Source organism: Paenibacillus albicereus, from assembly GCF_012676905.1.
GTDB classification, from domain to species: Bacteria; Bacillota; Bacilli; order Paenibacillales; family Paenibacillaceae; genus Paenibacillus_O; species Paenibacillus_O albicereus.
Window position 1 is genome coordinate 2,116,321 of sequence record NZ_CP051428.1, and the last position, 22,223, is coordinate 2,138,543.

12 protein-coding genes and 1 riboswitch are annotated in these 22,223 nt (G+C 66.3%); of the genes, 10 read left to right on the plus strand and 2 right to left on the minus strand.

Annotation, left to right across the window (positions count from 1 at the left end; genetic code table 11):
* Positions 1-368 precede the first annotated feature (368 nt).
* Positions 369-1,820 (plus strand): arsenic transporter, encoded by a 1,452-nt coding sequence (locus HGI30_RS09205; protein ID WP_328805282.1) that lies wholly within the window; start codon positions 369-371, stop codon positions 1,818-1,820.
* A gap of 102 nt (positions 1,821-1,922) precedes the next feature.
* On the opposite strand, the gene HGI30_RS09210 is transcribed toward HGI30_RS09205, so the two are convergent.
* Positions 1,923-2,498 carry a dihydrofolate reductase family protein gene (locus HGI30_RS09210; protein WP_168907289.1) on the minus strand — a complete coding sequence of 192 codons (576 nt, stop codon included), beginning with the start codon at positions 2,496-2,498 and terminating at the stop codon, positions 1,923-1,925.
* A gap of 273 nt (positions 2,499-2,771) precedes the next feature.
* On the opposite strand from HGI30_RS09210, the gene HGI30_RS09215 reads away from it, so the two are divergent.
* On the plus strand, positions 2,772-7,304 hold the full coding sequence (locus HGI30_RS09215) for an endo-1,4-beta-xylanase (RefSeq protein WP_168907290.1): 4,533 nt from the start codon (positions 2,772-2,774) through the stop codon (positions 7,302-7,304).
* Between the two features lie 1,077 nt (positions 7,305-8,381).
* Positions 8,382-9,812, plus strand: a complete 1,431-nt coding sequence (locus HGI30_RS09220; protein ID WP_168907291.1) for an FAD/NAD(P)-binding protein — start codon at positions 8,382-8,384, stop codon at positions 9,810-9,812.
* A 187-nt stretch (positions 9,813-9,999) separates the two neighbouring features.
* Here the strand turns inward: HGI30_RS09220 and HGI30_RS09225 are convergent, their stop codons facing one another.
* Positions 10,000-10,656 carry a universal stress protein gene (locus tag HGI30_RS09225; protein WP_168907292.1) on the minus strand — a complete coding sequence of 219 codons (657 nt, stop codon included), beginning with the start codon at positions 10,654-10,656 and terminating at the stop codon, positions 10,000-10,002.
* Between the two features lie 328 nt (positions 10,657-10,984).
* Positions 10,985-11,180: riboswitch (cyclic di-AMP (ydaO/yuaA leader) on the plus strand.
* A gap of 161 nt (positions 11,181-11,341) precedes the next feature.
* On the opposite strand from HGI30_RS09225, the gene HGI30_RS09230 reads away from it, so the two are divergent.
* From HGI30_RS09230 to HGI30_RS09260, 7 genes are all read left to right on the plus strand, one after another.
* Positions 11,342-11,788: a hypothetical protein gene (locus HGI30_RS09230; protein WP_168907293.1), complete on the plus strand. Its 447-nt coding sequence runs from the start codon at positions 11,342-11,344 to the stop codon at positions 11,786-11,788.
* Between the two features lie 100 nt (positions 11,789-11,888).
* Positions 11,889-11,969 (plus strand): potassium-transporting ATPase subunit F, encoded by an 81-nt coding sequence (locus tag HGI30_RS23630; RefSeq protein WP_407945033.1) that lies wholly within the window; start codon positions 11,889-11,891, stop codon positions 11,967-11,969.
* A 24-nt stretch (positions 11,970-11,993) separates the two neighbouring features.
* Positions 11,994-13,661 (plus strand): potassium-transporting ATPase subunit KdpA, encoded by a 1,668-nt coding sequence (gene kdpA / locus HGI30_RS09240; protein WP_168909804.1) that lies wholly within the window; start codon positions 11,994-11,996, stop codon positions 13,659-13,661.
* A gap of 31 nt (positions 13,662-13,692) precedes the next feature.
* Positions 13,693-15,723, plus strand: a complete 2,031-nt coding sequence (gene kdpB, locus HGI30_RS09245) for a potassium-transporting ATPase subunit KdpB (RefSeq protein WP_168907295.1) — start codon at positions 13,693-13,695, stop codon at positions 15,721-15,723.
* A gap of 50 nt (positions 15,724-15,773) precedes the next feature.
* On the plus strand, positions 15,774-16,349 hold the full coding sequence (gene kdpC, locus HGI30_RS09250) for a potassium-transporting ATPase subunit KdpC (protein WP_168907296.1): 576 nt from the start codon (positions 15,774-15,776) through the stop codon (positions 16,347-16,349).
* Between the two features lie 60 nt (positions 16,350-16,409).
* Positions 16,410-18,764, plus strand: a complete 2,355-nt coding sequence (locus HGI30_RS09255; RefSeq protein ID WP_168907297.1) for a universal stress protein — start codon at positions 16,410-16,412, stop codon at positions 18,762-18,764.
* An 82-nt stretch (positions 18,765-18,846) separates the two neighbouring features.
* The gene (locus tag HGI30_RS09260) at positions 18,847-22,131 is read left to right on the plus strand and encodes a DEAD/DEAH box helicase (RefSeq protein WP_168907298.1); all 3,285 of its coding nucleotides are present in this window, start codon (positions 18,847-18,849) and stop codon (positions 22,129-22,131) included.
* Positions 22,132-22,223: the final 92 nt, after the last annotated feature.

Here is a 22,223-nt window from a genome sequence, read left to right on the forward strand (position 1 = left end):
TTCAATAAGGGGAAGGCGAATCGGACATCGTCCCATGCAGCTTCAGATGTCGTAGGATATCATGATGGAGACACTAGACATGGAGTGAGACAAGCGAAGCGGGGAGAGTGCGCGCGAGAAGCCGCGAGTCTGACGCGCTCGCGTCCTCCGGTTCGACGACCATGGCGCGAGGTCGCTGGCTTCAGCCGCGACGGAATCTTGCGGGACGAAGCGTTCAAGAAAGGCCGCTATGTAAACCGAATTCGGATAAGCATCCTGCAGCAGGAGCATATTCCCGCCCGGCCTCAAGCCTAGCATGAAGCGATTCAGGCCGTTCGTTCCTTCGGGACGGACGGCCTTCTTTTTTGTATAATGGAAGCCGTGCTCTCATCAGAACGGAAGACAGGGGAGAAACAGGACCTATGACGGCGGCGATCGGCATTTTCATCTTTACCTTGATTCTAGTCATCTGGCAGCCGCGCGGTCTCGGCATCGGCTGGTCCGCTTCGGCGGGGGCGCTGCTGGCGCTCGCGCTCGGCGTCGTCTCGCTGCATGATGTGGCGGCAGTGACGGGCATCGTCTGGAACGCGACGCTCGCTTTCGTCGGCATCATCCTCATCTCGCTCGTGCTCGACGAGATCGGTTTTTTCGAATGGTGCGCGCTCCATATGGCAAGGTTGGCAGGCGGCAGCCGGCTGCTGCTGTTCCTGGCGGTCATCCTGCTCGGAGCGGCCGTCTCCGGCCTGTTCGCCAATGACGGCGCGGCGCTCATCATGACGCCGATCGTGCTGGCGATGGTGCGGGCGCTCGGCGGCGGAGGCCGCTTCGTGCTGGCGTTCGTCATGGCGAGCGGCTTCATTGCCGACACGGCCTCGCTCCCGCTCGTCATCAGCAACCTCGTGAACATCGTGACGGCCGACGTTTTCGGCCTGTCCTTCGGCGAGTATGCCTCGCGCATGATCGTGCCGACGCTCGTCTCCATCGGCGCGAGCCTGCTCGTGCTGGGGGCGTTCTATCGCAAGGACGTGCGCGGCCGCTACCGGACGGAGGAGGTCCGCGCGCCGGCGGACGCGATCCGGGACCTGCGGCTCTTCCGCTTGTCCTGGTACGTGATGGGCGCGCTGCTTGCCGCCTACTTCGCGAGCGACCTGCTGGAGCTGCCGGTATCGCTCGTGACGGGAGCGGCAGCGCTGGCGCTGCTCGGCGCGGCCCGCCGCAGTCCGGCCGTCTCGATCGGCAAGGTCGTGCGCGGCGCGCCATGGTCGGTCGTCGTCTTTTCGATCGGCATGTATGTCGTCGTGTACGGATTGCGGGGCGCGGGACTGACGGGCGCGCTTGGCGACGCGCTCGCCGCCGCGGCGGAACACGGGCTGCTCGCCGCCACGATGGCGACGGGCATCGCGGCCGCGCTGCTGTCCTCGGTCATGAACAACATGCCGACCGTCATGATCGACGCGCTGGCGATCCAGGAGTCCGGCGTCTCCGGCCCGATCCGCGAGGCGATGATCTACGCCAACGTCATCGGCTGCAATCTCGGGCCGAAGATGACGCCGATCGGCTCCTTGGCGACGCTGCTCTGGCTGCATGTGCTGGCGGGCAAAGGCGTGCGGATCTCCTGGGGCTACTATATCCGTGCCGGCATCCTGCTGACGGTGCCGACGCTGCTGCTCGCGCTCTTCGGGCTTTACGCCTGGCTGCTGTTCCTCTCGGGAGGATGGCTGAGCGCCGGCCTCGCGACGGCGATCGTCCTCGTCGCCGCGCTGGGGGCCGGCTGGACGGCATTCGCGCTGCTGCGGCGCATGCGCTCCGCCTCGGAGCGGGAGGCCTCCATCGACGCTTGAACCTTGCGGTTCGGCGTCTTTTTTCTTTTCCATAAAAAAACCGCCCTGCCAAGGGCGGTTGATGAAGCGATCCGTTCACGTCCGTTCAGCCGGCGCTGCCGTTCAGCGAACGACCTCGTAATGGAGGCCGATGGCTCCGGAATCAAAGGTCTTGTTTTCGATCAGCCGAAGACCGGTCTTCTTCTGGAGACCTCGGAACAACGGCAGGCCGCTGCCGATCAGGACAGGAGAGAACGTGAGCTTGATCTCGTCGATGAGATCAAGACCCATCACGCAATGCGCGAACCGGGGGCTGCCCAGAATGACCATGTCCTTGCCGGACTGCTGCTTCAGGTTCAGGATCTCGTCCTTGACGTTCTCTTTGACCAGCCTCGAGTGGTTCCACTCCACCTTGTCCAGCGTCGTGGAAAACACGATCTTGGACGTCCGCTCGATCCATGCGGCGTGCTCCCGTTCATGCTCCGAGGCGGATGGGTCCGAAGGCACCGACGGCCAGTACCCGTGCATCATCTGGTACGTCCCCCGTCCCCAAAGGACCGTGTCGGCCGTGCTCAGAATTTCTTTCGCGTGCTTCTCCAGATCCGCATCGTAGGAAACCCAGCCGATGTCCATCTCGCCGCCAGGCCCTTCGACAAAACCGTCCAGCGATGCGTGCAGGAATAGAACAAGCTTTCTCATTCCCATTTCTCCTTTGTCCTCCGGATAGATGCAAGTCCTATGCCTTACTATACTCGAATTCCGTCCGGGCTGTTTCTTCTGGATCGCTGTCCTGCTCGGCCCGATCGGTCTAAGGCAACCCAAGAATCTATTCTTTTTGAAGCAAGAGCTATAGTTTGCAGGGTAACCGGGAGCTGGAGCGCCTGCTATCATGTAAGGGCTTACATATAAGCGGGGGAAATCATGTAAGCGGTTTATCGCTGCTCGACCACCATGAAGGAGGGGTTGTCCACCATGCTTTCTCTTTGGAAAAAAACAGGCCGCCGCGCGCTGGCGCTGGCGCTGGCGGCGCTGCTGCTCGCTCCGCAAGTCGGAATGCCGGGGCCGCAATCGGCCCGCGCTTCCGCAGCGACTGCGGCTGGAGCGCTCGCGGCAAGCACGAGCACGGCGACTGGGGCCGTCTATGGCTTCGAGGACGGCACGACGATGGGCTGGAGCCTGTTCAACTGCGGCTCCGGGGCTGGGGCGCTATCCGTCTCGGGCGAGCAGGCGGCGGGCGGTCAAGCTTCGCTCAAGCTTTCGAACCGCATCTCGAAGACCTGCAGTCCGAGCCTCGAGCTCAATTCGCTGCTTCAGGAGGGGCATGCGTACAAAATCTCCCTGAAGACGCGGCTCGCCGAAGGAAGCGACCAGGCGCATGTCACGATGCGCACGACGGGCCAGAGCAACAACTACACGTGGATCATCGGCAACCATTCCGTGAGCGACGCGGGCTGGACGACGCTGTCGGTCGATTCGTACACCCGTCCGCCGGGCTCGAGCCAGATGACGCTCTATGTCGAGACCGCAGCATCTACGGCGGACCTGTACGTCGATGACGTCGAAATCGTCGATCTGACGGCCGAACCGCAGCAGCCCTCGGAGCCGGGCGAGGCGACGGCGATCGAATTCGGCTTCGAGGACGGCACGACGATGGGCTGGGGGCCTCGCGGCGGGGAGACGGTCGCGGTCAGCTCCGAGGCGGCGCGCGCCGGAACGTACAGCATCAAGGCGTCCGGCCGCACCGAGAGCTGGAACGGGCCGAACCGCGATCTGCTCGGTCAGCTCCAGCCGTCCGTCCCCTATACGGTGACGGCGTATGTCAAGCTGGCGGCGGCTCCGCCGCAGCCGAGCACGGTGCGGCTGTCGATGGAGAACAAGGCGTCCGGAGGCGACGCGAAGTATACGACGCTGGCGTCGGCGAGCGTGTCCGGAACGGACTGGGTGCAGCTGAAGGGAACGTTCAGCTATGCCGGCGCATTGGAGACGCTCAAGCTTTACGTGGAGACGACAAGCGCGGAAGAGGCGTTTTACGTGGATGACGTGTCGATCGCCCCTCCGGCTCCGGCCTCGATCGAGAAGGATCTGCCGAGCCTCAAGGAGGCGTATGCTCCATACTTCCGCATCGGGGCGGCGGTGACGAACGGCCAGCTCTCCGGCGTGCACAAGGAGCTGCTGGACCGGCACTACAACTCGATCGTGGCGGAGAACGTCATGAAGCCCGCCTATCTGAGCCAAGGCTACGACCGGTTCGACTGGACGGAGGCCGACGTGCTGGCGAATTACATCCGCGCCGAGAAGCAGGCGGGACGCGACGTGAACCTGCGCTTCCATACGCTGCTCTGGCACAGCCAGGGCTCGGACTGGATGCTGCAGGACGGCAGCGGCCAGTTCCTGGCCCCGACGCCGGAAAACAAGGCGCTCGTGCTGGATCGGCTGCGCAACTACATCGCCGCCGCCGTCGAGCGGTACAAGGATGTCGTCACCGACTGGGACGTCGTGAACGAAGTCATCGACGAGGGGCGTCCGGACGGCATGCGGGATTCGCAGTGGTACCGCATCACGGGCCTCGACTTCATCCGCACGGCGTTCCAGACGGCGAGGGAGCATGCGCCGGACGCCAAGCTCTACATCAACGATTACGGCACGCAGAACGCGAAGAAGCGCGATTTCCTCTACGACCTCGTCGTCCGGCTGCGCGCCGAAGGCGTGCCGATCGACGGCGTCGGGCATCAGACCCACATCAACATCTCCGGCCCGTCCGTCGCCGAGATCGTCGAGTCGATCCGCAAGTTCGGCGCAGCCGGCTTCGACAACCAGCTGACGGAGCTGGACGTGTCCGTCTATACGAACAATACCGACGTTTACCAGACCGTGCCGCAGGCGCTGCTCGACAAGCAGGGCTACCGGTACAAGGAGCTGTTCGACGCGCTCAAGAAAGTCGATGACGAAGGGAAGCGGAACGGAGCACCTGACGGATACATCAGCAACGTGACGTTCTGGGGCATCGCCGACGACCACACGTGGCTGCATGACCGTCCGAGCGGCACGGGCCGCCAGGACGCGCCGTTCGCCTTCGACAAGTCGTACAAGGCGAAGCCCGCCTACTGGGGCATGATCGACCCGAGCCGCCTGCCGGTCGTGGGCAAGAGCGCCGTCTCGCGCCAGGGAGCTCCGGGCGGCGGCGGGATCGAGGACCTGGCATGGCGGAAAACGCCGGCTCAGAAAACCGAGGAGATCGGAACGCTGCAAGCTTCCTTCAAGACGCTGTGGGACGGCAGCCGGCTGCATGTGCAGGCCGACGTCCGCGACGCATCGGCGAGCGGCGGCGACAAGGTCGAGCTGTTCCTGAAGGACGGCGGCCCCGCGCTCGCCCGGACGGTCGCGCGCGGAAGCGGGGCGACGGCGGAGGTCGAGGGAGGATATATCGTCCAGACGACGTTCGAGCTGTCGTCTCCGCTGCAGGCCGGCGCAAAGCTGAAATTCGACCTTCGGGTGACGGACACCGGTGTCAATGACGGCTCCGAGCAGGGCAGCAACGGCGCGATCGTCTCCTGGAGCGATCCTCGCAGCGCGCAGGAGGTCGACGATCTCGGCTACGGCGAGCTGACGCTGGCGTCGGCGGCGAAGGAGGCGAAAGCGCGCTACGGCACGCCGGTCATCGACGGCGTGGCGGAGGACGTCTGGCAGCAGGCGGAGGAGCTGTCCACCGACGTCGCCGTGGAAGGTCCGGCCGGCATGGGGGCGGTCGCCTCGTTCCGCACGCTATGGGACGAGAGCCACCTCTACGTGCATGCGTTCGTCCAGGATGCGCTTCTGAGCGATGCGAGCGTCAACGCCTGGGAGCAGGACTCCATTGAAATCTTCGTCGATCCAAACAACGGCAAGACGCCGGCCTACGAGGCGGATGACGGCCAGTACCGCATCAATTTCAACAATGTCCGCACGACAGGCGGCCATGCCAGTCATGACAACTACGCCTCGGCGGTCCGGATCGTCGAAGGCGGCTACGAGGTCGAGGCGAGCATCGCGCTGGATACGATCCAGCCGGCCGCAGGCGCGTTCATCGGCTTCGACCTGCAGGTGAACAACGATGAGACGGGGAGCGGCGTCCGTTATTCCGTCAAGAACTGGGCGGACGGCTCTGGCCAGTCCTATCAGGATACGAGCGGCCTCGGCATCCTGGAGCTGGCCGAGGCCGCCCAGCCGGGCCAGCCGGAGCAGCCGGAGCAGCCGGAGCAGCCAGGACAGCCGGGCCAGCCGGGCCAGCCAGGACAGCCGGGTCAGCCGGAGCCGACTCCGGTCGTCCAGCCTCCGGCGACGAGCTCGCCGTCCGCTTCTCCGGCACCGACGCCGATCGTCGAGTCGGGAGCATCCGGTGCCGTCGTCCAGCTGACCGATGCGTACCTGCGCCGCCTGCTCGAATCGGCGGCTGCGGGCGAGGCAGGCGGCCGGACGATCGCCGTCGATCTGGCCGCGCTGTCCAAGACCGACGCTTTCGAGGTCAGGCTGCCGGCGGGCTGGTTGGCCGGACCGGAGCTGCTGGCGCTGAAGCTGGACACGGGCTTCGCGGCCGTCACGCTTCCGGGACAGCTGCTGCAAGACGCCGGACTGGCGCCTGATCGCACCGTGACGCTGCGGATCGCCAAGGTCTCTGCGCTCGGAGCGCCGTGGAGCTCCGGCTTCGCGGGCTTGCCGGCGCTGCAGTGGAGCCTGGAGGCGGACGGTCGCCAGATTCCTCGGAGCGCCGCAGCCGGAGCCTCCGCCGTGTTGTCCGTACCGCCAGGAGGAGCGGCGATCGCCTCTCCCCATGCGGCGTCGATCCGGTTCCGCGACGGAGCGGGCGCGACCGTGCCGGTCCTCCGCTCCGCTTATGACCCGGCCGCGGCCGCGATCCGGTTTCCGCTCTCGGGCTCAGGCCTATATGCGATGACGGCGCAATCGGCATCCTTCTCCGATCTGTCCGCCGCCGAATGGGCGAGGGAAGCGGTCGAGACGTTCGCCGCGCGCGGATTGATCCAAGGCACCGGAGCCGGCGCCTACTCGCCGTCGGCGCCGATCCGCCGCGCGGATTACGTATCGCTGCTGCTGCGCCTGCTTGAGCTTGAGCTCAAGGGCGCGGCGGCAAGCGCGGGAGCGCCGTTCGCCGACGTACCGGCGAACGCGCCGTACGCCGCCGAGCTGCGCGCGGCCAAGGAGCTCGGCATCGCAAGCGGCCAAGGCGGCGGCACGTTCCGGCCGCAAGCCTCGCTCAGCCGCCAGGAGATGATGGCGCTGACCGTCCGCGCCCTGCAGGCCGCCGGGCTGAAGCTGGAAGGCGGCAGCGGGCTGGCGGACTTCAAGGATGCCGGCCAGGTAGCGGCCTATGCTCGCGCGGACGCGGAGAAGCTGGTCGCAGCGGGACTCATCCGCGGCGACGAAGCGGGCCGCTTGAACCCGGCCGGCGCGCTCACGCGCGCCGAAGCGGCGGTCCTTCTGCATGCGGCGTGGAAGTTGCTCTTGCCATGATGCCGCAGGCCATATAAAAGCAAAGCCGTCCCAAGGTCGATCCAATGGACCTTGGGACGGCTTTTTTTGGTGAAGGATTGTCCAAGCGGAACGGGAGGAGTTGCGCGGAAAAACCGAGTGATTCGGGTGCAGATGATGCGGAACGGGGCAGTTGCGCGGAAAAACCGAGTAATTCGGGTGAAGATGATGCGGAACGGGGGCAGTTGCGCGGAAAAACCGAGTGATTCGGGTGCAGATGATGCGGAACGGGGCAGTTGCGCGGAGAAACCGAGTGATTCGGGTGCAGATGATGCGGAACGGGAGGAGTTGCGCGGAAAAACCGAGTGATTCGGGTGCAGATGATGCGGAACGGGAGAAGTTGCGCGGAAAAACCGAGTGATTCGGGTGCAGATGATGCGGAACGGGGGCAGTTGCGCGGAGAAACCGAGTAATTCGGGTGTGTAGGAAGCGGAACGGAGAGCGTTGCGCGGAGAAACCGAGTGATTCGGGTGCAGATGATGCGGAACGGGAGGAGTTGCGCGGAAAAACCGAGTGATTCGGGTGCAGATGATGCGGAACGGGAGAAGTTGCGCGGAAAAACCGAGTGATTCGGGTGCAGATGATGCGGAACGGGGGCAGTTGCGCGGAGAAACCGAGTAAATCGGGTGCAGATGATGCGGAACGGAGGGAGTTGCGCGGAGGAACCGAGTAATTCGGGTGCGGATGATGCGGAACGGGGCAGTTACGCGGAAAAACCGAGCAATTCAGGTGCAGATGATGCGGAACGGGAGGAGTTGCGCGGAGAAACCGAGTCATTCGGGTACAGATGATGCGGAACAGGAGGAGTTGCGCGGAGAAACCGAGTCATTCGACTCTCTCTTAGTCAAACGGCACAAAGCGGCGGCATCCGGTTACAAGATTGCCCGGCAACTCTTTACGCATGATGTCATAAAATATAACATAGAAACATCATAGAAACCGTTGCGAAGAGCAACTTCCGGCTGCGAGGCGGATCCGAACAGCCAAAGACAACCAGCGGCGGCAGAAAGGCTCCCTTTGAGCCGGCCGGCAAGCGGAACGAGAAAGGATCGATGCGGGATGAGCCTTGAGCAATTGAACGCCCGGGTCAGGCGCGACCTGTCGTATATCGCCTTCGGCGGAGCGAACTGGGTGCGGCCCAGAACCCATATCGACGGCCATGTGTACGACGTAGCCATCATCGGCGGCGGCCAGAGCGGCCTCGGAGCTGCCTTCGCTTTAATGAAGGAACGCGTCTCCAACCTCATCGTTCTCGATGAGAATCCCGAAGGCCGCGAAGGGCCTTGGGATACGTACGCGCGCATGAATACGCTCCGCACGCCCAAGCATCTGCCTTCCATCGATCTCGGCGTTCCTGCGCTCACATTCCGCTCCTGGTGGGAGGCGCAGGCGGGCGAGGAGGGCTGGCAGGCGATCGACAAGATTCCGCGCGGGGACTGGATGAACTACTTGCGCTGGTACCGAAGGGTGCTGAATCTGCCTGTCGTCAACGAGACGAGGCTGACGCTCGTCGAGCCGTTCGAGGACGGACTCCACCGGCTGCATCTCGAAGGCAAAGGAGCGCCGTCTCCGCATCTGCTTGCCCGCAAGGTCATCCTCGCGACCGGCATTCAGGGCGGAGGAGAGTGGCATGTGCCCCCGCTGGTGTCGCGGCAGGTGCCAAGGGAGCGATATGCCCATACGTCCGAAGCGATCGACTTCGAGCCGCTCCGCGGCAAGCGGATCGCCGTGCTCGGCGGAGGGGCGTCGGCGTTCGACAACGCCGGCTTCGCCTTGGCCGAGGGCGTCGCGGAGGCGCATGTATTCGTCCGCCGGACAGAGCTGCCGCGCATCAATCCGATCCGGCAGATGGAGCATTCGGGCATGATCGAGCATTTTCCGCGGCTGTCCGACGAGGACAAGTACGCGGTCATGGCGCATTTCTTCCGGCACAACCAGCCCCCCACCAACGATACGTTCCAGCGGGCGGCATCCCAGCCCGGCTTCCGGCTGCATGTCGGAGCGCCTTGGCTCGGCATCCGGATGGAAGGAGACCTCGCCGTCGTGACGACTCCGCAGGGCGAGTCCGCCTTCGACTTCCTGCTCATTAGCACCGGGCTGCTGACCGATCCGGCCCTGCGTCCCGAGCTGCGGCTCGTCGAGAAGCATATTGCCCGGTGGGGCGATCGCTATGTCCCGCCGGCCCGGACCGCGAGTCCGACGCTCGATGCCCATCCGTACCTGACGCCGGGCTTCGCCTTCACGAGCCGGGACCCGGAGGGAGAGGCGCTGCTGCACGGCCTCTACACGTTCAACTACTCCGCGCTCATCAGCTGCGGACTGTCCGCCTCGGCGCTGTCAGGCATGCGCCATGCGATTCCGAAGCTGGCGGCGTCCGTGGCGGGTGAGCTGTTCCTGGACGACCGAGAGCAGATCCTGGACGAATTCTACCGGTACGACGAGCTGGAATTCACCGGCTGGATGGAACCGACGGCAGAGCCGAAAGCATGACCGCTGCCATCGCCGGACCTAACGCCGAACGGCGATCCTCAAGACCTTCGCGCCTGCGCGAGGGTCTTTTTGCGCGAGCGGCTGCGGCAGCCGATCCCTCGGGCAAGCTGCGGGCGGCGGATGACGGATAAGGCGATCTTACTGCGGACGAACCGCGATGCCAAATAAAAATCCCGTAAAAAAGCGTTCATCCGCGGCTGGCTCGCCAGTAGGCCGGGAAAGCGGGATCGACGACCACACCGCGCCGCACCAGAAACGTCCGGCTGACGCCCCCGTCCCGGACCTTGATCCAGCCGTTGTCGAAGTCGGTGCTGCGATGGCGGAAAAAGACGCCGCTCAAGCTGCCCTGATGCCTCGTCCGCTGGATGACGAACTCGCCGTCCGTCTCGGCGACCTCGACGTACACGCCTCGATCATGCGCCTGCTCCAGCTCCCGGTCCATCCGCTGGACCGCGACGATATGCAGGTCGGTCGCCCCGATCCGCCGCAGCAGCGCGTCCGCGAACGAGCCGCGGAGCCGCTCCAGCAGGCGCGGCGACGCCGGCTGGCCGACGACGACCTGCGTCATGCCGGCGCGCAGCGCCGTTTCGGCGATGAGGTCGGCCGGCTTGCGCCCGGCCGCCGGCAGCGCCAGGAATTCCGCGCCGACGGAGCTTGCCGCCTTTTTCCAAGCGCCGAGCCAGCGCTCCTGCTCCGGGCCGAGCGCCTCCTCCGCCGCCGGCAGCACGGTGAGCACGAGCAGCCGGCCTCTCGCCGCCGCGGCCAGCTCGGCGCCGCGCCGGATGAGCCGCTCCCCGTGCGGACCGAACGAGACGCACACCAGAATCGATTCTTTCGCGGACATGTCCATCACTCCTTGATCCAAGTTGCCGCCTATCCTAATCGACGGGCGGAGCGGATGTAAAAAATCGCGGGGAGCGAATCCGGTCCTAACAGCTCATGTAAGCGCGACCAAAAGGCCGTTTCGCAAGCAAGCGCCCGTCCCTTCTGGCCGGAGTCGATTTGGACGGGAAATCGAAAACGAGAGATATCAAGAGATTTGGAGAGAAAAACGGAGATATGATGCAGCCGAGAATCCTAGAAGCTGGTTTCGTACCGATTTTCTGGCGATGCTTCGGCTTTACTTTGCGAAAAGTCCGGGTGTAAGATTCGACTCAAGCAATCCAGACCAGCTTTTGACAACGCCGAGTTTCCGAAACGGGAAACGGGGGAACCAAACGGAGAGGCCAGAGCCGATGTGAGAGTCGGCACGGGCCGCTCCAGGGGTGAATCCCGGAGGAATGGAGCCATGGACTCCATCCTCCGAGTAGGGCGACTCTCACCGTCCGAATCCGACAGCTAACCTCGTAGGCGCAAGGACACGGCACGCTTGACGCGCCGCGCTCCGATCGGGAGAGAGGATGATGACGCTTGTGATCTGACCAAGACCACAGGGGCCGCTGCCTCTGTGGTCTTTTGCGCGCTTTTTTCCCATGGCGGACGACGGTCCGCCGCTGTCCGCCGCCCCTGACCCCCGAAGGAGAAGCACCATGGATCAAGACCCGCAAACTACCCTCGTCTCGCCGGCGACCCCGGCAGGCGAGCGGTTCCTGATACAGCTGCAGCATCTGCGGATGCCCTGCGCGGCCATCGTCAACAGCAGCCGCGAGCGCAAGCGGCTCGAGAGCCTCGGCATCCGTCAAATCATGCAAATCGATACGGCGGAAAAGGACCGCAATCCGATCCCGGACTGCCGGGTCGGGAACGTCTATCTGTTCGAGAGCAGCCTGGCGCTCTGCTGCCGCTACGTGCAGATCTGCCGCGACTGGACCGGTCGCCGCCTGTTCGTCGTCACGCAAGGAAGAAGCTCGCGAGGCGTGTATCAAGCGCTCGGAGCCGATCATGTCATTCATACAAACGGCCGGGACGTCTTCTACCTCATTCAGGAGGAGGCGGGCCGCGAGCTCGACACGATGAAAAAGGAGCCGTTCTCATGATGGATATCGCCATGCTCGCCCTGTTCGCCGGATTGACTGCCGCCATGCTGGCGCTTCTCGCCTGGTGCGGCAAAGAGATGCAGGAAGGAAGCGAAAAACGATGATCGCCTTGCTCTGGACGCTCGTCGCCGCCGTCTTCCTCTACCTCGTCTATGTGCTGCTTCACCCCGACCAATTCTGACCCAAGAAGGAGCCACCTACGATGATGGCAGGAATATCGATTGCAATCACGCTGCTGCTCGTGCTGCTGCTCGCCAAGCCGGCGGGCCTGTACCTGCACCGAGCGTACAGCCCGGAGCCTACCGCGCTGGACCGCGTCTTCGGTCCCGCCGAGCGGCTCCTCTACAGGATCGGGGGCATCAAGCCCGCCGTCCAAAGCTGGAAATCCTACGCCGCGGCTCTCGTCGTCAGCAACGGCGTCATGATCCTGCTCGTCTACCTCGTGTTCCGCACGCAGGGCCATCTGCCGCTGAACCCGAGCTCGATCGCGAACATGGAGCCTAGGCTCGCGTTCAACACGGCGATCAGCTTCATGACCAACACGAACCTGCAGCATTACAGCGGCGAGAGCGGCTTGTCCTATCTGTCGCAGATGATCGCCATCGTCTTCATGATGTTCGTCTCCCCGGCGACGGGGCTGTGCGCCGCGATGGCGTTCATGCGCGGCATCGCCGGCAAGCCGATGGGAAATTTCTTCGTCGATCTCGTCCGCTCGATCACGCGGGTGCTGCTGCCGATCGCCTTTGTCCTCGCCATCGTCTTCGTCGCGCTCGGCGTGCCCCAGACGCTGGAGCCGTCCGCCGCCGCGCAGACGCTGCAAGGCGAAGAGCAGACGATCGCGCGCGGACCGGTCGCCTCGCTGCTCGCCATCAAGGAGCTGGGCAACAACGGCGGCGGCCATATGGGCGTCAACTCGGCCCATCCGTTCGAGAATCCGAACGCGATCAGCAACCTGCTGCAGATGATGCTCATGCTGCTCGTGCCGACGGCGCTGCCGTTCGCCTACGGCAGGATGGTCGGCAATCCGAAGCAGGGACGGGTGCTGTTCGTGGCGATGGCGATGCTGTTCGTCGTCATGCTCGGCGTCTCGCTGTCGGCGGAGCGGGCCGGCAATCCGGCGATCGACGCGCTCGGCATCGACGCGAGCCAAGGCAGCATGGAGGGCAAGGAGACCCGGTTCGGCGTTCCGCTGACTTCCTTGTACTCCGTCGTGACGACCGCCTCGGAGACGGGCGCCGTCAACGGCATGCACGACTCGCTGACGCCGATCGGCGGCATGGTGCCGCTGATGAACATGATGCTCAATACGGTGTTCGGCGGCTCCGGCGTGGGCCTCATGAACGTGCTGCTGTACGCCCTGATGGCGGTGTTCCTCTCCGGCCTGATGGTCGGCCGGACGCCGGAATTCCTCGGCAAGAAGCTGGAGGGCCGGGAAATGAAGCTGATCGCGCTGACGCTGCTCGTGCAGCCTGCGCTCATCCTGCTGCCGACGGCGGCCGCTCTCTACGCCTATCCCGACACCATTTCCAATCCGGGCTATCACGGCCTGACCCAGGCGCTGTACGAGTTCACCTCGTCTGCGGCCAACAACGGCTCCGGCTTCGAGGGGCTCGGCGACAACACGCCGTTCTGGAATCTGAGCACCGGCATCGTCATGTATCTGGGCCGCTACATCTCCATCGTGACGCTGCTGGCGGTCGCCGGGTCGCTTGCGGCCAAAAAAGCCGTGCCGGAGACGATCGGAACGTTCCGCACCGATACGGCCACGTTCGGCGTCGTGTTCCTCGGCACCGTGCTCATCGTCGGCGCGCTGACGTACTTCCCGAGCCTCGTGCTGGGGCCGATCGCCGAGCAGCTCACGCTGAAGCCGTAGCCTAGCGGATAGAGAAGAGGAGAAACCGACCATGAGCCAACGAAACCAAACGCTTGGCGGACCGATCGTCCGTCAAGCCCTGAAAGAATCGGTCCTGAAGCTGGACCCGAGGGTAATGATCCGCAACCCCGTCATGTTCGTCGTCGAAATCGGCTTCGCCGTCATGCTGCTGCTGATCGCCGTGCCCGACGCCTTCGGCGGCGGCGCGCCGGTCTGGTTCAACGTCGCGGTCGCCGTCATCCTGCTCGTGACGCTGCTGTTCGCGAACTTCGCCGAAGCGCTGGCGGAGGGCAGGGGCAAGGCGCAGGCCGATTCCCTGAAGCGCTCCAAGCGCGACGTCGTCGCTTACCGCGAGAGCGGATCGGGGGGCCTCAAGGAGGTGCCGGCGAGCGAGCTGCGCAAGGGCGATCTCGTGCGCGTCGAGGCCGGCCAGTGGATTCCCGGCGACGGGGAGGTCGTGGAAGGACTCGCCTCCGTGGACGAATCCGCCATCACCGGCGAGTCCGCGCCGGTCATCAAGGAGGCGGGGGGAGACTTCTCCTCCGTCACCGGCGGCACCAAGGTGCTCAGCGACTGGATCCGCGTCCGCATGACGAGCGATCCGGGCGAGTCGTTCCTCGACCGGATGATCGCCCTCGTCGAAGGAGCCAAGCGGCAGAAGACGCCGAACGAGATCGCCCTCAGCACCGTGCTGACGAGCCTCACGCTCATCTTCCTGATGGTCGTGGCGACGCTGCCCTTCCTCGGCGGCTATCTCGGCGTGCCGCTCGAGGTGCCGGTGCTGATCGCGCTGCTCGTCTGCCTCATCCCGACGACGATCGGCGGCCTCCTGTCCGCGATCGGCATCGCCGGCATGGACCGCGTCACGCAGTTCAACGTCATCGCGATGTCGGGCAAGGCGGTCGAGGCGGCCGGCGACATCAACACGATCATCCTCGACAAGACGGGCACGATCACCTTCGGCAACCGGATGGCGAGCGAGTTCGTCTCCGTCGGCGGCTGGAGCGAGACGGCCGTAGCCGAGTGGGCGCTCGCCGGCTCGCTTCAGGACGAGACGCCGGAAGGCCGGTCCGTCGTCGAGCTGGCGCGCCGGATGGGCATAGCCGGAGACCCGTCGCTGGCGCAGAGCGGCGAATGGATCGAATTCCGCGCCGAGACCCGCATGAGCGGCATCGACCTGCAGGACGGCCGGAGCGTGCGCAAAGGCTCGGTCGACGCGGTCAAGACATGGGTCCGGCAAAAGGGCGGCTCGATCCCGGACGATCTGGACGCGAAGAGCGACCGCATCGCCTCCGCCGGAGGCACGCCGCTCGCTGTCGCGCTGGACGAGAGGATCGTCGGCCTCATCTACCTGAAGGATACCGTCAAGCCGGGCATGAAGGAGCGCTTCGAGCAGATGCGCCAGATGGGCATCCGCACGATCATGTGCACCGGCGACAACCCGCTGACGGCGCAGACGATCGCCCGCGAGGCCGGCGTCGACGACTTCATCGCCGAAAGCCGGCCGGAGGACAAGATCGCGGTCATCAAGCGCGAGCAGGCGCAAGGCAAGCTCGTCGCCATGACCGGCGACGGCACGAACGACGCCCCGGCGCTGGCGCAGGCCGATGTCGGCATCGCGATGAACAGCGGCACCGTCGCCGCCAAGGAGGCGGCCAACATGGTCGACCTCGACTCCGATCCGTCGAAGATCATCGAGGTCGTCTCGATCGGCAAGCAGCTGCTCATGACGCGCGGCGCGCTGACGACGTTCAGCATCGCCAACGACGTCGCCAAGTACTTCGCCATCATCCCGGCGATGTTCATGGCGGCGATCCCGCAGATGGACGCGCTCAACGTCATGCGGCTCGACTCGCCGATGTCCGCGATCCTGTCGGCGCTCATCTTCAATGCGGTCATCATCCCGCTGCTCATCCCGCTCGCGATGAAGGGCGTCGCCTACAAGGCGCAGAGCTCGGCCCGGCTGCTGCGCCGCAACCTGCTCGTCTACGGCCTCGGCGGCGTCATCGTGCCGTTCGCGGGCATCAAGCTGATCGACCTCGCCGTCATGTGGATGGTATAGGCATGCAGGCGATCGACGGAACTTTTGAACTCCGAAAGGATGGAACGACCATGCAGCTCGTCACGACCAGCCTGCGCGTCAGCCTCGTGCTGATGGCGCTGTGCGGACTGATCTACAACCTCGCCGTCACCGGCATCGCCCAGGGGCTGATGCCCCACAAGGCGGACGGCAGCCTGATCGAGGACTCCAGCGGCCGGATCGTCGGCTCGGCGCACATCGGCCAGACGTTCACCGAGCCGCGCTGGTTCCACGGGCGGCTGTCGAGCATCGGCTATGCCGCGGACGGCTCCGGCACCCCGAACTACGCGCCGTCCAACCCGGACCTGCTGGAGCGCGCGCGCCAGTCGGCGATCGACTGGCAGGCGGCCAATCCCGCCGTGCCGCTCGGGCAGGTGACGGCCGACCTCATCACCAACTCCGGGTCCGGCCTCGATCCGGACATCAGCCCTGAGGGCGCGCGCGCGCAGATTCCGCGCGTCAGCGCGGCGACCGGCATCCCTGCAGCCGAGCTGGAGAAGCTCGTCGAGAGGCAGGTGGAGCCGCGCCAGCTCGGCGTGTTCGGCGAGCCGACGGTCAACGTGCTGGAACTGAATCTGGCGCTGCAGGCTTTGGCGTCCAACTCTTAGAGCGGTCCCCGCTTCTCGGACAACGAGAGGCGGGGCTTCGCCATGTCCAGGAGGTGGCTCATGGAGCCGTTCAAACGAAAGACGCCGGAGGAGATCCTCGCCTCGATCGTCAAGCTGAGGCAAGGAAGGCTGAACATCCTGGTCGGGGCGGTCAGCGGCTCGGGCAAGACGTACCACATGCTGCGCGAGGGAGAGGAGCTGATCCGCCAAGGCGTCGACGCGGTCGTCTCCCCGCCGGTAGCCGCCGAGCGCTCATGCGCTCCCGGGGAAGGCCATCGGCTGGAGACGGTCCCGGGCATCGGCTGGAGCCGGGGAGGGGCGGACGCGTGCGACCTGGACGTCGAGCTGCTGCTGAAGCGCAACCCGGAGGCCGTCCTCGTCGACGACCTCGCCCACCGCAACCGGCCGGAGGCGCCGCGCGCCACCCGGCTCGAGGATATCGAGCTGCTCCTCGCGAGCGGCATCAGCGTCGTCACGACCGTCAACATCTACGAGCTGGAGGGGGCGGCCGCGCTGGCGCGAAGCTGGATCGGCCTGCGCGTCGACCATCCCGTACCGGAGCGGGCGCTGGAGCTGGCCGACGAGATGAGGCTGATCGACGTGACGCCCGATACGCTGCTGGAGCGCGCGGCCGAGGGGGCGATTCAGTCGCCGCCGCCGCGCTGGCTGGAGCGGGGCACGCTCGACAAGCTGCGCGAGCTGGCGCTGAGGCTCATGGCGGAGGGCGTGAACGGGACGCTGGAGAAGCACCGCGAGGAGCTCGGCCTGGCGGGGCCGTCGGGCATCGCCGAGCGCGTGCTCGTCGCCGTCCAATACCACTGGAACGGGTCGATCCTCGTGCGGCGCGGCCAGCAGGTCGCCAAGCGTCTCGGCGGCGAGATGGATGTCGTCGCCTTCGTCCCGTCCGGACGGCCGCTGAGGGGCGAGGAGGAAGCGTTCCGCCGCTCCATCCGGCTGCTCGCCCGCAAGGTCGGCGCCTCGTTCGAGGAGCGCGCGTTCGTCTCCCGCAGGCGCTTGCCCCGCCAGCTGCTGAACTACGCGCTGCAGCGCAAGGCGACCCGCATCGTGCTCGGCCACTCGCGGCAGACGCCGCGGCAGGACTGGTGGCGCGGCTCGATCGCGGACCGGCTGCTGGACCTCACGCGCAACATCGACCTGCTGTTCGTCGCCGACCGCTCCGACCGTGCGGGCGAGCGCATCCTGCCCGCCCGCAGCCCGGAGCCCGAGCCGCGCAGCCGTTACCGGCGGCTGACCGACCAAGAGCTCAAGGCCGAGATCGGCCAGCTGCGGCGCGGCAGCTTCAAGCTGTACATCGGGGCGGCGCCAGGCGTCGGCAAGACGTACGCGATGCTGCGGGAGGGCGCCGAGCTGCGGGAGAAGGGGGTCGATGTCGTCATCGGCCTGCTCGAGACGCATGGCCGGGCGGACACGCAGGCGCAGGTCGGAGCATTGGAGATCGTGCCGCGCCGTCAAGTCCGGTACCGTGGAACGCTGCTGGAGGAGATGGACGTGGACGCCATCCTGGAGCGGCGGCCGGAGGTCGCGCTCGTCGACGAGCTGGCCCACACGAACATCCCGGGCAGCGAGCGGCGCAAGCGCTTCGAGGACGTGCGGAGGCTGCTGGACGCCGGCATCTCGGTCATCTCCACGATGAACGTGCAGCATCTCGAGAGCCTCGGCGACGCGGTAGAGCAGATCGCCGGCGTCGTCGTGAGGGAGACGGTGCCCGACCGCATCCTGCGGCTCGCCGACGAGGTGCAGCTCGTCGACGTCGCGCCCAAGGCGCTGCAGGAGAGGATGCGGGCGGGCAAGATCTACGCGCGGGAAAAGGTCGAGGCGGCGCTCGGACAGTTTTTCAAGCTCGGCAATCTGATCGCGTTGCGCGAGCTCGCGCTGCGCGAGCTGGCCGACGACGTCGACGAGCGGCTGGAGTCGTGGGACCGCCGGGAATCGCTGCGCGGGCCATGGCGGCGGGAGGAGGTCATCTTCGTCGCCGTCACGGCCAGCCCGAGCGCGGAGCGGCTCATCCGCCGCGGCTTCCGGATCGCCTACCGGCTCAAGGCGGATTGGCATGTCGTCTTCGTGCATGGCCGCAGCCCGCTCGCGCCGGAGCTCGAAGGCCGGCTGGACGGACTGCGCCAGCTCGCGGAGCGGCTCGGAGGCAGCTTCCGGCTGCTGCGCCGGGAGGCTCGCCAGCCGGCGGCCGCGGCGCTGCTCGGGTGGGCGGCGGAGAAGAAAGCGACGCAGATCATCGTCGGCCAGCCGGCGAGAAGCGGCTTGCGGCCCTTTTTCGCCAATCGCTTCGTCCGCAGCGTGCTGCGGGAAGCGCGGCAGCTCGACGTGCTCGTCGTCGCCGACTACGAGGCGGATTCGGGGAAGCTGGCGAGGTCGTTCCGCGAAGAAGAGCCGTCCTGAGCTATCGGCCGGGCATCAGGCTGTGATACGATCGGAGGTGGACTTGCCGCGTGGAGCGGCAGAGAGATAGGAGTGGAGCCTCATGAACAAGCCCGCATGGAGCGAGGCGGAGATCGAACGCAGCTGCGGCAAGCTGTCGAGCCGCAAGGGCCGGCAGCTCGCCGAGCGGGGGCTGGTCGCGATTCGGAGCGGAAGCGCGGGCTCCGGCAGCGTTCAGGCGGAGGTCATGGGCCGGCCACCGGCGCAGGTCGTGCTGCGCTGGCGCAAAGGGAGCCTGCCGGAAGCGTCCTGCAGCTTTTGCCTGGACATCGGTTCCTACGGGCAGAGCTGCAAGCATGTCGCGGCCGTGCTCTATGCGCTGCGGAGCGGCGAGAAGGCCGCACCGGCCGAGAAGACGCCTGCGGCGGACGACGGCGCTTCCCGCCTGGGGCGGTCGGAGACCGACCGGGCGCTGGACAGCTTGAAGCAGGCGTTCCAGCGGCAGCCTCGTCCCGGCAGCGGGCTGTCCCGCCCGGCGCTGTTCGACGCCCGCTTGCCGCTTCCGCTGCGCTTCGACTTCGAGCCGCGAGCGAGGAAAGGCGAGGCGCTGCTGTGCGTCGGCCTGTCCGTGCGCCTGTCGGAGAGCTGGAGGCCGATCTACCGTCTGCGCAGCTTCCTGTCCCGAATCATGGAAGGTCGGCGGGCGACGATTACGCCTGCGGAGGCGTACGATCCGGAGCGGCACCGGTTCGAGGCGTCTTCGGCGGCGCTGCTGCGCGCCTTGGCGCGGATCGCCTCGACGGAAACGCTGTTCCGGGCAAGCGGCTCCGGCGCGCCCGGCGAGCGGGAGGATCGGCTCGATCTGCCCCCCGGCGACTGGGAGGAGATCGTCCGGCTCGCGGAGGCCTGTCCGGAAGCCCGGCTGCATGGCGGCGATCGTCCCGCGCCGTTCCGGCTCGACCGGAGCGAGTCGACGGGGCTGCGGTTCGAGCTGGAGACGGCCCCTCATGGCGGAGGCGTGCTGACGGCCAGCGGCCTCGACGCGCTGCTGGCCCTGCCTGCTTATGGCGCGGCGCTGGGCCATGGCCGGCTCTTCGCGCTCGGGCACGAGGGCTGTGCCCGGCTGGCCGCGCTGCAAGAGCTGTTCCGGCCGCTGCCGGACGGCCGCTTGGCGCTGACCCGGCCTCAGCTGGAGCAGCTGGCGAGGCATGTGCTGCCGGGACTTGGCCGGATGGCGGAGGTGAGCGTCAGTCCCCGGATGGCGCAGCGGATTGAGCGGCCGCCGCTGAAGGCCCGGCTGTACCTGGATCGGGTGAAGGACCGGCTCGTCGCGGATTTGGAATTCCGCTACGGGGACGTCGTGCTCCAGCCGCTGCAGGAGGGGGAGGAGCCTGCCCGGGGCCGCATCCTCGTGCGGGACCGGGAAAAGGAAGCGGACATCCTGGAGCTATTGAAGGAAGGCCGCATGACAATGGCCGAGCAAGGCTGCTTCCTGGCGGGCGAGGAGGAGGAATTCGCTTTCCTGTACGAGATTCTGCCCCGGCTCGAACCGCTCGTTCAGGTGTATGCGACGACGGCGGTCAAGACGCGGCTGCATCCCGATCCGCCGCCGCAGATCCGGGCGCAGCCGGACGAACGCACGGACTGGCTGGAGTTCCGCTTCGAGATGAACGGCATCCCGGAGTCGGAGATTCGCGCCGTGCTCCAGTCCCTGGAGGAAAAGCGTCCGTACCACCGCTTGCGCAGCGGCGCGCTGCTGCCGCTCCGGTCGGAGGCGTACCGACAGATGATCCGCTACATCAACGAGACCGGCTTCGCCTACGCCGAGCGGACCGCCTACGGCTACCGCGCTCCGGCAGCCGCAGGCATCTCGCTGCTCGAGGAGCTCTCCGGCAGCCCGCTCGTCGAGACGAGCGCCGAGGCGGGGCGGCTGCTGCAAGAGCTGCGTCAGCCCGATCGCAGCGGCGACCCGCTGCCGCAAGGACTGCAAGGCGAGCTGCGCGACTACCAGAAATCCGGCTATCGCTGGCTGAAGGCGCTGGCGCGCTACCGGTTCGGAGGCATCTTGGCCGACGAGATGGGTCTGGGCAAGACGGTGCAGGCGATCGCGTTCATGCTGTCGATCCGGGAGGAGATCCGGCGCACCGGCAGGCCGTCGCTCGTCGTCTGTCCTTCGTCGCTCGTCTACAACTGGGCGGCCGAGCTGGAGCGCTTCGCCCCGGAGCTCCGGCTGGCCGTGGCGGATGGGGCCAAGAAAGAGCGGCTTCGCAAGCTGGCGGGGGCGGGAGCGGGCGAGGCGGATGTGGTGATCGCCTCCTATCCGCTGCTGCGGCTGGACGCCGCGAGCTATGAGGCGCAGCCGTTCACGGCGCTGCTGCTCGACGAGGCCCAGACGATCAAGAACGAGTCGACGCAGACGGCGCGCGCCGTCTCGGCGCTGACGGCAGAGTACCGCTTCGCTCTCACGGGCACGCCGGTCGAGAACCATGCCGCGGACCTGTGGTCGATCTTCCATGCCGTTTTCCCCCGGCTGCTCGGCTCCAAGCGGCAGTTCGAGGAGATGCCCCGGGAGGAGCTGGCGGCCCGGACGAGGCCGTTCCTGCTGCGGCGGCTCAAGCGCGACGTCATCCGCGAGCTGCCGGACAAGATCGAGACGCTGCACAGCGCCGAGCTGCTGCCGGAGCAGAAGAAGCTGTACGCCGCCTATCTGGTGCAGCTGCAGCAGGAGACGCTGCGGCATATCGACAAGGACGAGCTGGAGCAGAACCGCATCCGCATCCTGGCGGGCATTACGAGGCTGAGGCAGATCTGCGACCATCCGGCGCTGTTCGTCGAAGGCTACGAGGGCGGGTCCGCTAAGCTGGAGCAGCTGGCGTCGCTCGTCCGCGACGCGCTCGAAGCCGGCCGGCGGCCGCTGATCTTCTCGCAGTTCACGTCCATGCTCGCCCTGATCCGGCGCCGGCTGGAACAGGAGGGGATGGACGTCTTCCAGCTTGACGGCTCGACGCCGAGCCGGGAGCGCGTGGAGCTGTGCCGGCGCTTCAATGAAGGCGAGCGGGACGTCTTCCTCCTGTCGTTGAAGGCCGGCGGCACCGGACTGAACCTGACCGGCGCGGATACGGTCATCCTGTACGACCTGTGGTGGAATCCGGCGGTCGAGCAGCAGGCGATGGACCGCGCGCACCGCATCGGGCAGCAGCGGGTCGTGCAGGTCATCCGGCTCGCGGCGAGGGGCACGATCGAGCAGAAGATGCATGAGCTGCAGAGCCGCAAGCTGAGGATGATGGAGGAGCTTGTCCGGCCTGCGGATGCCGAGGCCGATTCGCTGTCGGACCGGGAGCTGCTGGAGCTCATCAGCGTCGTGCCGCGTGCGGGAGGACGGGTGTGAACGTTTGGCCGTTCCTAAGGCGTCGAGCTTGCCGCTGGAGCGGCCTGGCTCGGTTACGGGCCGCGGCATGTCCGCGGCGGCAGGAAAAGCAG

What these genes read in the sequence shown, in the direction of transcription:
- HGI30_RS09220 (WP_168907291.1), top strand. Translation starts at nt 8,382, where the DNA reads ATGAGCCTTGAGCAATTGAACGCCCGGGTCAGGCGCGACCTGTCGTAT.
- HGI30_RS09255 (WP_168907297.1), top strand. Translation starts at nt 16,410, where the DNA reads ATGGAGCCGTTCAAACGAAAGACGCCGGAGGAGATCCTCGCCTCGATC.
- HGI30_RS09210 (WP_168907289.1), bottom strand. Translation starts at nt 2,498, where the DNA reads ATGAGAAAGCTTGTTCTATTCCTGCACGCATCGCTGGACGGTTTTGTC.
- HGI30_RS09260 (WP_168907298.1), top strand. Translation starts at nt 18,847, where the DNA reads ATGAACAAGCCCGCATGGAGCGAGGCGGAGATCGAACGCAGCTGCGGC.
- HGI30_RS09225 (WP_168907292.1), bottom strand. Translation starts at nt 10,656, where the DNA reads ATGTCCGCGAAAGAATCGATTCTGGTGTGCGTCTCGTTCGGTCCGCAC.
- kdpB (WP_168907295.1), top strand. Translation starts at nt 13,693, where the DNA reads ATGAGCCAACGAAACCAAACGCTTGGCGGACCGATCGTCCGTCAAGCC.
- HGI30_RS23630 (WP_407945033.1), top strand. Translation starts at nt 11,889, where the DNA reads ATGATCGCCTTGCTCTGGACGCTCGTCGCCGCCGTCTTCCTCTACCTC.
- kdpA (WP_168909804.1), top strand. Translation starts at nt 11,994, where the DNA reads ATGGCAGGAATATCGATTGCAATCACGCTGCTGCTCGTGCTGCTGCTC.
- kdpC (WP_168907296.1), top strand. Translation starts at nt 15,774, where the DNA reads ATGCAGCTCGTCACGACCAGCCTGCGCGTCAGCCTCGTGCTGATGGCG.
- HGI30_RS09215 (WP_168907290.1), top strand. Translation starts at nt 2,772, where the DNA reads ATGCTTTCTCTTTGGAAAAAAACAGGCCGCCGCGCGCTGGCGCTGGCG.
- HGI30_RS09230 (WP_168907293.1), top strand. Translation starts at nt 11,342, where the DNA reads ATGGATCAAGACCCGCAAACTACCCTCGTCTCGCCGGCGACCCCGGCA.